Annotated in this window: 11 protein-coding genes; 2 read left to right on the forward strand and 9 right to left on the reverse strand. The window is 69.1% G+C overall.

What is annotated here, in order from left to right; genetic code table 11:
* Positions 1-166: 166 nt before the first annotated feature.
* The gene (locus AJAP_RS38940) at positions 167-979 is read left to right on the forward strand and encodes a S1 family peptidase (protein ID WP_038520957.1); all 813 of its coding nucleotides are present in this window, start codon (positions 167-169) and stop codon (positions 977-979) included.
* 419 nt (positions 980-1,398) lie between these two features.
* Here the strand turns inward: AJAP_RS38940 and AJAP_RS38945 are convergent, their stop codons facing one another.
* The 4 genes from AJAP_RS38945 to AJAP_RS38960 all read right to left on the reverse strand — a co-directional run bounded on the left by AJAP_RS38945 (position 1,399) and on the right by AJAP_RS38960 (position 5,671).
* Complete coding sequence (locus tag AJAP_RS38945) at positions 1,399-2,010, reverse strand: hypothetical protein (RefSeq protein ID WP_038520959.1); 612 nt, start codon at positions 2,008-2,010, stop codon at positions 1,399-1,401.
* Between the two features lie 34 nt (positions 2,011-2,044).
* Complete coding sequence (locus AJAP_RS38950) at positions 2,045-2,629, reverse strand: hypothetical protein (RefSeq protein WP_038520961.1); 585 nt, start codon at positions 2,627-2,629, stop codon at positions 2,045-2,047.
* A 91-nt stretch (positions 2,630-2,720) separates the two neighbouring features.
* Positions 2,721-3,260, reverse strand: coding sequence for a hypothetical protein (locus tag AJAP_RS38955; protein WP_228694802.1), 540 nt, complete (start codon positions 3,258-3,260; stop codon positions 2,721-2,723).
* A gap of 116 nt (positions 3,261-3,376) precedes the next feature.
* The gene (locus AJAP_RS38960) at positions 3,377-5,671 is read right to left on the reverse strand and encodes a sodium-translocating pyrophosphatase (RefSeq protein WP_038520967.1); all 2,295 of its coding nucleotides are present in this window, start codon (positions 5,669-5,671) and stop codon (positions 3,377-3,379) included.
* A 319-nt stretch (positions 5,672-5,990) separates the two neighbouring features.
* Between AJAP_RS38960 and AJAP_RS38965 the strand changes: the two genes are divergently transcribed.
* Complete coding sequence (locus tag AJAP_RS38965) at positions 5,991-8,456, forward strand: DEAD/DEAH box helicase (protein ID WP_038520969.1); 2,466 nt, start codon at positions 5,991-5,993, stop codon at positions 8,454-8,456.
* A gap of 28 nt (positions 8,457-8,484) precedes the next feature.
* On the opposite strand, the gene AJAP_RS38970 is transcribed toward AJAP_RS38965, so the two are convergent.
* The 5 genes from AJAP_RS38970 to AJAP_RS38990 all read right to left on the reverse strand — a co-directional run bounded on the left by AJAP_RS38970 (position 8,485) and on the right by AJAP_RS38990 (position 10,912).
* The gene (locus AJAP_RS38970; protein ID WP_038520972.1) at positions 8,485-9,111 is read right to left on the reverse strand and encodes a bifunctional DNA primase/polymerase; all 627 of its coding nucleotides are present in this window, start codon (positions 9,109-9,111) and stop codon (positions 8,485-8,487) included.
* A 417-nt stretch (positions 9,112-9,528) separates the two neighbouring features.
* A complete protein-coding gene (locus AJAP_RS38975; protein WP_038520975.1) occupies positions 9,529-9,885 on the reverse strand; it encodes an Rv3654c family TadE-like protein in 357 nt (118 codons plus the stop codon).
* A complete protein-coding gene (locus AJAP_RS38980; RefSeq protein ID WP_038520976.1) occupies positions 9,882-10,220 on the reverse strand; it encodes a TadE family type IV pilus minor pilin in 339 nt (112 codons plus the stop codon). Before AJAP_RS38980 ends, AJAP_RS38975 begins: the two co-directional genes overlap by 4 nt.
* A complete protein-coding gene (locus AJAP_RS43395) occupies positions 10,220-10,393 on the reverse strand; it encodes a DUF4244 domain-containing protein (protein WP_038520979.1) in 174 nt (57 codons plus the stop codon). Before AJAP_RS43395 ends, AJAP_RS38980 begins: the two co-directional genes overlap by 1 nt.
* A 15-nt stretch (positions 10,394-10,408) precedes the next feature.
* Positions 10,409-10,912, reverse strand: coding sequence for a type II secretion system F family protein (locus AJAP_RS38990; protein WP_407639390.1), 504 nt, complete (start codon positions 10,910-10,912; stop codon positions 10,409-10,411).
* Positions 10,913-10,966 lie beyond the last annotated feature (54 nt).

Here is a 10,966-nt window from a genome sequence, read left to right on the forward strand (position 1 = left end):
CATCGCCGCTGACCTCGTCGATGTTTCCTTTCAACACCTAGCACGTGATGTCGGACACGTCCGCCTGGGGTCCCGCGTGACGGGGTGAACACCCTCCGTTCGACGGTGGTGGCTCACAGCCGCCAACGCTTCACTTGATGTCCACGCCGACCCGAAAGGACTCCACGTGACCCGACGACTCCTCGGCACACTGTTCGCCATGCTGACCGCGTCCGCCCTGGTCGGAACCGCACCGGCGGAAGCGGCCACGACCACCTTCGCCGGAACGGTGGCGTTGTCGAACTGCTCCGGGTCGGTGGTCAAACCGCCCGAGGCGAGCCTCGACGACCCCGCCCTCGTCCTTTCCAACGGGCATTGCCTGCAAGAAGGTTTCCCGGACCCCGGGGAAGTAATCGTCGACAAGCCCTCGTCACGGACGTTCAGCCTGCTGTCCAAGGACGGCCGCTCGTCACTGGGCACGCTCAAGGCGAAGAAGCTGCTCTACGCCACGATGACCGACACGGACGTCTCGCTCTACCAGCTCAACACCAGCTACGCCAAGATCAAGTCGACGTACGGTATCGCCCCGCTGACGCTCTCGCCCACCCGTCCGTCCGCGGGTATCGCGATGGACGTGGTCTCGGGATACTGGAAGAAGATCTACTCCTGCAACATCGACGGCTTCGTCCACGAGCTGCACGAGGCGGACTGGGTCTGGAAGGACTCGATCCGGTACACCTCGGCGTGCAAGACGATCGGTGGGACCTCGGGGTCGCCCATCATCGAGACCTCGACCGGGAAGGTCGTCGGCGTCAACAACACCGGCAACGAAAGCGGCCAGCGGTGCACGATGAACAACCCGTGCGAGGTCGACGCGGCCGGGAACGTGACCGTGCGGCAGGGCATCAACTACGGGGAGCAGACCTACCAGCTGACCTCCTGCCTTTCGCACAGTGAACTCGACCTCGCCAACCCGAACTGCCGGGCGCCGAAGCCCTGACCTTCCGCCTTCTCACCGAGTGCCATGAAAGGTCCTTTCCTTGCGAAATTTGCAAGGAAAGGACCTTTCATGGCGTTCAGGCGGCGGCCGAACGCAGGTCAGGTGGGTCGCGAGTGGCAACCCGGGTTGGCGCCAACCGTGTCCGTGAAGGCCTCCTTGAGGGACTCTGGTTCCCTCAAGGAGGCCTTCACGGACCGGACACAGGGCACGGCGTGCGCGGAGGCGTGACTCGCGTGATCAGGGACGTGACTCGCGTGACTGGAGGCCGCACTCGGGTGTTCCGCCTCTGATCACGCGAGTTCCGCCTTCGATCACGCGAGTCACGGCTTCGATCACGTGAGTGCGGTCTCGCGTGGGTCGTGAGTGGCGATTCGGGTTAGAACACGAATCGCCACTCACGACCCACGCGACCAAGAGCCTCAGACGGCGCGCACCACCGGCACCAGACTCGGCCAGGCGGGCTCGGCACCCGCGGGCGCGTCCCCGATCAGCTCGAGGACGTGCGCCAGCCGTCGCCGTCCGGTGACCCGGAGCAGCGCGTCTTCCCCCTTCTGCACTTTGGCGGGCACACCCAGCCGCGCCAGTGCCGTGATCAGCAGCTCGTGCGTTTCCGGCGCCGCCGGATCGAGCGCGAGCAGGTAGCCGTTGCCCTGGGGACTGCCAGCCGCCAGCGCCCACATCCTCAACATGGCCCCGTCGAGCCGGAAGCCTTCCGGCAGGACCTTCTCTTCACCACGGTTCCACCGCCGCTCCAGCGGCAGCAGATCGACCCGGAACGGCGTTCTCACGAGCGGCCGCCCGCATTCGGCGGCCGAGACCTGCGCCTGGACGCCGCGCCGACGGCATTCCCTGGCGAGGGCTCCCGCTCGCCACGGCTCGTCGACCACAGCGGACAGCCGCCCGGCCGTCCGCCCGAAGCCCGTCATCCGCCCGGGCCCGCACAGCACCCCGGCGAGGTCGGCGAGCACCGGCCCGCTCGCCTCCGCCGAGAAGAGCGAGATCGTCCCGTCCACCCGGACAGAATAGAACACAAGTTCGACTCATGGCCAGTGATCGGCCGATGACTCAGCGAGGTTGTTTCACCAATTCCTGGCAAACCGGGATCCGGCTGCTCGCCGCGGCGAGCTGAGGGACGTCGTTAAGGCCCCTGAGAAGGTCAAGGCGGTCCAGTTCGTCGAGCGAGGTCCTGGCGTCGCGAAGCGCGGTTTTCGTCGCCTCGGGGTCGGCTGAGGAGTCGAGACGCTGGCGGACGTCGTCGGCGCGGGCGCGGATGCCGCCGAGCTGCGCGACGGCGGCCGTCCGCGAGGAGTCAGCGCCGGCGACCGGTGCCGGGCCGAGGTTCTCGAGCGCGGCGGAAGTGCGATCCAGCCCTTCGACCACCGAGAGCATCAGCTCGCTGGAAGTACGCGAGGCCTGCTGCGGCGTGCTCGGATCGACGCTGGGCAGCGCCGCCAGCGTCCGGACGAGTCCGCCCGCCGCGCCGCAGTACGCCTCCGCCCAAGCGGAGGTGGGGTCGGCCTCCGACGCGCTGACCGTCGCGAGACCTTCTTGTCTGGCGTGGGAAGTCACCGCGGGCTGCTGCCCGCACCCGGCGAGGCCGAGTCCGATACCTGTTGCTAGCGCGGCAAGGACGGTGAACCGCGGCCGCACGAAAACACCTCCCGACCTGACGACTTCCCGGCTGGACCCCGACGGTACCGATACCGGGGGGCAATGCAAATCAACGTGGCGGAAAGAACGGTCAAGAAGGCAGCTTTCCGCAGTTCGGGGCCTGCGCGGCCAGTGTTTTCAACGAAACGTTCGTTTCCAGCTGCTGGAACGGGTCGGGCATGTCGTTCATGTGGGAACCGATTCGCCGGAAGGCGGCCCCCGCGGCCACCACGGCGTTCTTGTCGTCCTTCGGCGCGGCGTCGAGTGCCGCCTTCGCGGCGAGCACCTCGTCCCGGATCGGCGTCAGCGCGTCGACGATGCTCTTGCGCGCGGCGTCGGCCTCCGCGCTCGGCGCCTGGCCGAGTTTTCCCAAGCCGGTGACCGCGTTGTCGAAACCGGGCGCGAACACCCCGAAGGCATCGTCCATCACCTTCCGCGCACTGGCGACGTCGTTCTGTTCGAAGTCGGGCATCGTGAAATCGCCGATCTTGGCGAAGTCGATCAGCGAACCGCAGAAACCGTCCATCCACGCACTCCCCGCCGCCGGAGCGGGAGAAGAAGGAGAAGGAGCGGCCCCACCGCAGCCCGCGAGCAGGAATCCTGCGGCGAACAGGACGATCGAACGCCTCATGACAGGAACTCCCCGAATCGGATCGGCGTGACGCGCAGAGATTAGCCCGCCCCGGACAGCCGCCGGGCCCGCCACGGGAAATCGTGGCGGGCCCGGCGGAAGGAAACTGTTCGGTGTTACGCCTTCGCGTCCGCGGGAGCGTCGGAAAGAACCGACTCGCGGCGCTTGGAGACCACGATCGCCGCGACGATGATCGCGACGGCGACCAGCGAGATCGCGATGCGGATGCCGACGTTGGCGTCCGCGCCGATCGAGAACTGCACGATCGCCGGGGCGATCAGCACCGACACCAGGTTCATCACCTTGATCAACGGGTTGATCGCGGGACCGGCGGTGTCCTTGAACGGGTCACCCACGGTGTCACCGATGATGGTGGCCTCGTGCGCGTCCGAACCCTTGCCGCCGTGGTTTCCGTCCTCCACGAGCTTCTTCGCGTTGTCCCAGGCGCCACCGGAGTTGGCGAGGAAGATCGCCATCAGGGTGCCGGTCGCGATCGCACCGGCCAGGTAGCCGGCGAGCGCGCCGGTGCCGAGACCGAAGCCGACCGCGATGGGGGCGAAGACCGCGAGCAGACCGGGCGTGGTCAGCTCACGCAGCGAATCGCGCGTGACGATGTCGACGACCCGGCCGTACTCGGGACGGGTGGTGCCCTCCATGATCCCCGGGATGTCGCGGAACTGGCGGCGCACTTCGTAGACGACCGCGCCGGCGGCACGGGACACCGCGTTGACCGCGAGACCGGAGAACAGGAACACGACCGCCGCGCCGACGATCACGCCGACGAGGGTGTTCGGGCTGACCACCGTGTTCACGAAGAAGTTCAGCGTCGACATGCTGGCTTCCGCGGCTTCCGGGATCGACTTCAGCGCCTTGCTGATCGCGTCCTGGTAGGACCCGAACAACGCCGTCGCCGCGAGGACCGCCGTGGCGATCGCGATGCCCTTGGTGATGGCCTTGGTGGTGTTGCCGACCGCGTCGAGCTCGGTGAGGATCTGCGCGGCGTCTTCGTCGACGTCGCCCGACATCTCCGCGATGCCCTGCGCGTTGTCCGAAACCGGGCCGAAGGTGTCCATCGCGACGATGACGCCGACGGTGGTGAGCAGACCGGTACCGGCCAGCGCCACGGCGAACAGCGCGACGCCGCCACCGAGCAGGTACGCGCCGAACACCGCCGCGCCGATGACCAGCGCGGTGTACACAGCGGACTCGAAACCGACCGAGATACCGGCCAGGATCACCGTCGCGGCACCGGTTTCCGAGGACTTGCCGACCTCCTTGACCGGCTTGTGCTCGGTGCCGGTGTAGTACCCGGTGATCTTGAGGATGATCGCCGCGAGCACGATGCCGATGATGACCGAGATGGTCGCGATGAGCGCCGGGTTCCCGGACTCGCTCGTGGCGCCACCGGTCAGCTCGGAGAACGAACCGGGCAGGTAGACGAACGCCGCGATCGTCGAGAGCACCGCGGAAATACCGGCGGAGATGTAGAAGGAGCGGTTGATCGTGACCAGACCGCCTTCGCCCGCCTTGGCCTTGGTGATGTAGACACCGATGACCGCGGTGATCACGCCGATGGCGGGAACGATGAGCGGGAAGATCAGGCCGTGCATGCCGAAGGCGGTGCTACCCAGGATCAGCGCCGCCACGAGCATGACCGCGTACGACTCGAAGAGGTCCGCCGCCATCCCGGCGCAGTCGCCCACGTTGTCACCGACGTTGTCGGCGATGGTGGCCGCGTTGCGCGGGTCGTCCTCGGGGATGCCCTGTTCGACCTTGCCGACCAGGTCCGCGCCGACGTCGGCGGCCTTCGTGAAGATACCGCCGCCGACACGCATGAACATCGCGATCAGCGCGGCACCGAAACCGAAGCCCTCCAACACCTTCGGGGCCTGTCCGGTGTAGACGAGGACGACCACCGCGGCACCGAAGAGGCCGAGACCGACGGTGATCATGCCGACCACGCCACCGGTGCGGAAGGCCACGCGCATCGCCTTTTCGCGACCGCCTTCCTCCCGCGAAGCGGCCGCGACGCGCAGGTTCGCCTGCGTCGCCAGCCACATGCCGAGATAGCCGATCGCGAAGGAGAACGCCGCGCCGACCAGGAAGAAGATCGACCTGCCGATCTTTTCGTTCCAGTCATCGGCCGGCAAGGCGAAAAGCAGTACGAACACGATCGCACCGAAGATCGCGAGGGTGTTGCGCTGCCGTTTCAGATAGGCAGCCGCGCCTTCCTGCACTGCCTTCGCGATGTCCTGCATCTTGGTGGTGCCCTGGCCGGCGGCCAGCACCTCCTTGAGCAGAACGTAGCCGATGACCAGTGCGGCAAGGGCGACCACGGCGATTACACCGACGATGGTGTAACCACCTCCGGAGAGCGTGAGTTCGCCCTCCGCGAGGAACTGCCGGGACATTCGTCCTCCTGGAGACGTCGCCGTTGGCCAGCGAACGACCCGCCGATGGGACCGGCGGCTCCCGCGCTGGCATGGGGATCTGAACCGAATGTCACGCTAGTCGCACTGCAAGGTACGTCTCACATGACGCTCGCCACAGACGGTGTGGATTGCGGGAGTGTATTGGTAGTGGGATGGCGGACGGCAAGGCGTCCCCGCCACCGCACGTTCCGTTACCTTGTGAGGCTGGTCACTTTATCGATCATCGAAGGTCGCTTCCAGTGCCGGATCCGTTCGGCGGCGGCCCGTTTCTGTCGGTGCGCTGTGCGAAGCTCGGAACGTGGACGGCACGGTGCGACCCGGCAAAGGGCGGCGGCTTCTCGACCGCGCGACGGCGGGGATCCCGGCTTCGCTGTACCCGGTCACCCATGTGGCCGAACTGCCCGCCCGTCCGGCGGATTCGGTCGACTGGCCGGAGTGGGCGGCGGCCCCGGTCGTCGAGGCACTGAAGGCGAACGGCGTCAAGGCGCCGTGGCGGCATCAGGTGGAAGCCGCGTCGCTGGCCCGCGCGGGCGAGCATGTGGTGATCTCCACCGGAACGGCGTCGGGCAAGTCGCTCGCGTACCAGTTGCCGGTGCTTTCGGCCTTGGTCGAGGACGAGCGCGCCTCGGCGCTGTACCTGTCGCCGACCAAGGCGCTCGGCGCCGACCAGTTGCGCGCGGTGTCCTCTTTGGACATCAAGAAGGCGCGGGCGGCGTCGTTCGACGGTGACACCCCGCTGGAGGAGCGGGACTGGGTCCGCGCGCACGCGAACTGGGTGTTCACGAACCCGGACATGCTGCACCGCGGGATCCTCTCGTCGCACTCGCGCTGGTCACGGTTCTTCCGGCGGCTCGCGTTCGTCGTCGTCGACGAATGCCACAGCTATCGCGGGGTCTTCGGTTCCCACGTGGCACTGCTGCTGCGCAGGCTGCGAAGGGTCGCGGCGTACTACGGCGCTTCGCCCGTCTTCGTCCTCGCGTCCGCGACGACGGCGGACCCGGCGGCGTTCGCGGCGAAACTCACCGGGCAGGACTGTGTCCCGGTCACCGAGGACGGCTCACCGCGGGGCGCCCGCACGGTCGCGTTGTGGGAACCCCCTCTGCTGTCGGAACTCTCGGGCGAGAACGGGGCGCCGGTGCGGCGCTCGGCGGGGGCCGAGGCTTCCCGCATCCTCGCCGAACTGGTCATCGAAGGCGCTCGTTCGCTGGCGTTCGTCCGATCGCGGCGAGGCGCGGAGCTGACCGCGCTCGGCGCCCGGCGCATTCTGTCCGAAGTGGACGGTTCCTTGGCGGAATCCGTGGCCGCGTACCGCTCCGGCTACCTGCCGGAGGAACGGCGCGCCCTCGAAGCGGCGTTGTTGTCCGGGCGCTTGCTCGGCGTCGCGACGACGAACGCGCTCGAACTCGGCGTCGACATCGCGGGACTCGACGCGGTGGTGCTGGCGGGATACCCGGGCACGCTCGCGTCGTTCTGGCAGCAGGCGGGGCGGGCCGGGCGCGCGGGCGACGCGGCGCTGGTCGTGTTCGTGGCCAGGGACGATCCGCTGGACACCTATCTCGTGCACCATCCGGCCGCGATCCTGGACCGGCCGGTGGAAGCCGCCGTCCTCGACCCGTCGAATCCGTATGTCCTCGGGCCGCAACTGGCGTGCGCCATCGCCGAACTCCCGTTGACCGAGCCGGAGGTCGCGGCCTTCGGCGGCGACCCGGCGCGTGCCGTGCTCGGCGATCTGGTCAAGGAGAAGATCGTCCGGCGCCGGACGAGCGGCTGGTACTGGACTTCGCGGGACCGGCCGCACGCCGAGGTCGGCATCCGCGGTTCCGGCGGCGAGCAGATCGCCGTCGTGGAGGCCGACTCGGGCCGCATGCTCGGCACCGTCGACCCGGGTTCCGCCTGTTACGCGGTGCATCCTGGCGCGGTGTACCTGCACCAGGGTTCGTCCTATGTGGTCGACGAACTCGATCTGGAGACCGGGCTCGCGCTGGTGCACGCGGAGGATCCGGACTGGACCACGTCACCGCGCGAGATCGTCGACATCAGTGTGCTGCGCACCGAGGAGACCAGCACGCACGGCGGTGTCACGGTGAATCTCGGCGAGGTGTCGGTCAGTTCGCAAGTGGTCGGTTACCTGCGGCGGCGCCCGTCCGGTGAGGTGCTGGACCAGACGCCGCTGGATCTGCCGGAGCAGAGCCTGCACACCCGCGCCGTCTGGTACACGATCTCGGCGGAGCTGCTCGGTGTGTCCGATGGTGTGGCGGGGACCGGGGGCCATCGGGCGGGGACCGAAGTTCTGGAGCCGGTGGGGACCGGAGGCTCCAGGGTGGGGACCGAGGAACTTGGCGGAGCACCGGGGACGAGCGCCGAGTTGGATCCGGCGCGCGTCCCCGGTGCCCTGCATGCCGCCGAGCACGCGGCGATCGGCCTGCTACCGCTGTTCGCTACGTGCGACCGCTGGGACATTGGCGGGGTGTCGACCGCGTGGCACGAAGACACCGGGGAGGCGACGGTGTTCGTGCACGATGGCCATCCCGGGGGTGCGGGATTCGCCGACCGCGGATTTGCCGCGATTGTCCCTTGGCTGGCCGCAACGCGGGAGGCGATCGTTTCCTGCGAGTGCCCGGCCGGCTGCCCGTCCTGCGTCCAGTCGCCGAAGTGCGGGAACGGCAACGATCCGCTGGACAAGGCGGGGGCAGTGGCCGTTTTGGACACCGTGCTCGGGGCTTTGCGTCAGCACGGGTCCGTGTCCGGCCACTTGGTGGTTTGAAGGGCTGTGGCTTGAAATTGTGGGTTGATCAGGCGGCGGTGCTCAGGGTCGCCACCGGGGCGACGGCCTGGTCACCGGCCAGCGCACGAACGAGCACGTCGTGCACCTCGGTGGCCTCGGGCAGCTGCCAGCCCCAGACCTCGGGCTTGACCCGCCAGTGCACGACACCGTGCTGGAACGGCGACGGGGGCAGCGGGATGTAGCCGTTCGCGCCGTGCCACTGGATCGAGGCCTGGTCGGCCAGTTCCCGCGGGATGCTCGTGGCGACGGTGGTGAGGAACAGCCAGCGGCCGTTCGGCATCGCGACGATCGGGGCGGGGTGGCCGGTGGCACGAAGCAGGCGGGCGGCGGCCTTGCCGAGCTCGTCGTCGACCTCGATGGCGTCGAGCACGGTGCCGGTGGCCACGAGCAGGCTGTGGGTGTCGTCGCCGAACCAGGTGGCGACCTCGTGCGGGTGGGTCTCGAGCAGTTCACGCCAGTTGTCCTGCGCCGGGACGGGACGACGCCAGGTGAGGTCGTCACCCTCCGCGGTGATCGCGGCGGGCTCCGCACCCGGGAGCACCGGCCAGCCACGCCACGCGAGGCCGATCGCCTCCGCCCGCATCTCGATGCGGAAGGCGCCCCGCCAGCTGTCCGGCCAATTCGCGTCCAACATTCCGTCCCTGCCTCAGGTCAACTCTGTCCTGTGTCGGTTCTGCTCCGCGCTACCCGGCGACCTTCTCGAGGTGGCGCACATCTCAATAAACGGCAAGTTGCACATCGGGAGAAGACCTCGCGCGACAACCGGCGGTTACTTAGCGATGAACGCGCGGTAGTGCGACCGGACGGACCGAACGCCGGACGCCCGATTAACGGGCGTGCGCGACCGGTCCGAGGCCGTTCGTCGCAGCCGACCTGGGTTTCCGTACCGCGTGACGGCGCCCACGGTGAGCGGCGGGCGGCCGTTCGGCGGCGGGCTGATCATGACTTCGACCGCTCGCCGTACGTCAACGACCGCTGCTCGCGCCGAGCGGTTACTCACGCGTACTACCGGCCGGTCACCACTGGACGACCGTTCGTCGTGCGACGCACGTCACGGTGGCCGGTCGACCGGCCCTGCCCGGGCGCGGGCCTCCGCCCGTCCGGTGACCGCCGGCCGCCCCGACGGCTCCGAGCGCACCTCGACCAGGGCATCGCCGCGCTCCCACCGGCAGGTGAGCAGCGTGACCGACATCCGGACGGCGACCTGCCGGGCCCGTTCGCAGGCCGCGCCGGGGCCCTCCGTCGCGTGCGAGGCGGCCGCGAGCGCGGCCAGATCGGCGGCGGCCTCGGCGCGATGCCGGGCCGTGACGGCGGCGCCGACCCAGAAGACGAACGCCGCCGCGCAGACCAGGGCCGCGACGATCGAGGCCGTCCACACGGTCGCGACCCCGCGGTCGTTCGAGGTCATGGCCCGCTCCCAGGCTCGGCGATGGCGAACGCGCGGGAATGCAGCCGGATCCCAGGCAGGAGGCCGCCGACCGGTTCGGCCTCGACGCCGACGGTGATCGCCTCCCCTTCGCGGACGACGTCCAGCCGAGCGCCGGACGGCGCGATCTCCCGAACCGCTTGTTCGGCACGGGCGGGCTGGCCACGGGCGAGGAGCCTGGCCGCCTCTCGTGCCGCGTCGGTGCAGCGGAGCTGATCGGAGGCCACGCCGATCCCGGCGAACAGCAGGGCCGAGAGGAAGGTCAGGGCGCCGATGCCGAGGGCGGCCTCCACCGTGACGGAGCCGTGGTCGGCCATCAGAACTTCACCGACAAGGCCCGCTCGATGAGCGCGGTAAGCCCGGCGGAGACGGCATCACTGGTGACGACCAGATAGAGGAGGCCTGCCAACCCGGCCGCGGCCAACGTGGCGATGGCGTACTCGACCGTCGTCATGCCGTCGTCTTCGCGGAAGGTGGGGAGCTTGGTCATGGGATCGCCTTTCGATCAGAGGAGGTCGAGACGCCCGGCGAGGCCGAGCACGACGGGGAAGACACCGAGGCACAGGAACGCGGGGAGGAAGCACAGACCGATCGGTGCGGCCAGCAGCACTCCGGCCCGTTCGGCTCGTTCCTCGGCTTCGGCGGAGAGCGACTCACGCAGTCTTCGCGCGAGGTCCTTCGCATGGTTGGCGAGCGCGGTGCCCGCCCTCGCCGTACGGACGGCGGCGACGGACAGTTCGGTCAGGCCGGGCCGGTCGCGGACCGGGGCCCAGGCTTCGGCCGGTCCGACGCCCACGGCGAGGTGCGACGCCACCGAGCGCAGTGCCGCCGCGGTCTTCGGTGACGCGGTCGGTACGACGGCTTCGAGTGCGACGGGTACCGGCAGCCCGCCGCCCAGGCAGGCGGCCAGCAGGTCGAGGGTGGCCGCGGATCGGAGGAGTTCGGAGACGCCGTTGTCGCGGGAAGTTCTCCCGCGCGGCCGGAGCCACCCGGGCCGCGCTGTGGCCATGGAGGTGACGCGCGGCCAACACAAGACGGCACCGCCCAGCAGGATCAAGGCCGC

Source organism: Amycolatopsis japonica (assembly GCF_000732925.1).
GTDB classification, from domain to species: Bacteria; Actinomycetota; Actinomycetes; order Mycobacteriales; family Pseudonocardiaceae; genus Amycolatopsis; species Amycolatopsis japonica.

Bases quoted from the DNA above. Each gene is read 5' to 3' on its own strand.
- AJAP_RS38975 (WP_038520975.1), bottom strand. From the start codon at position 9,885: ATGACCTCGAACGACCGCGGGGTCGCGACCGTGTGGACGGCCTCGATC.
- AJAP_RS38960 (WP_038520967.1), bottom strand. From the start codon at position 5,671: ATGTCCCGGCAGTTCCTCGCGGAGGGCGAACTCACGCTCTCCGGAGGT.
- AJAP_RS38990 (WP_407639390.1), bottom strand. From the start codon at position 10,912: ATGGCCACAGCGCGGCCCGGGTGGCTCCGGCCGCGCGGGAGAACTTCC.
- AJAP_RS38980 (WP_038520976.1), bottom strand. From the start codon at position 10,220: ATGGCCGACCACGGCTCCGTCACGGTGGAGGCCGCCCTCGGCATCGGC.
- AJAP_RS38955 (WP_228694802.1), bottom strand. From the start codon at position 3,260: ATGAGGCGTTCGATCGTCCTGTTCGCCGCAGGATTCCTGCTCGCGGGC.
- AJAP_RS38970 (WP_038520972.1), bottom strand. From the start codon at position 9,111: ATGTTGGACGCGAATTGGCCGGACAGCTGGCGGGGCGCCTTCCGCATC.
- AJAP_RS43395 (WP_038520979.1), bottom strand. From the start codon at position 10,393: ATGACCAAGCTCCCCACCTTCCGCGAAGACGACGGCATGACGACGGTC.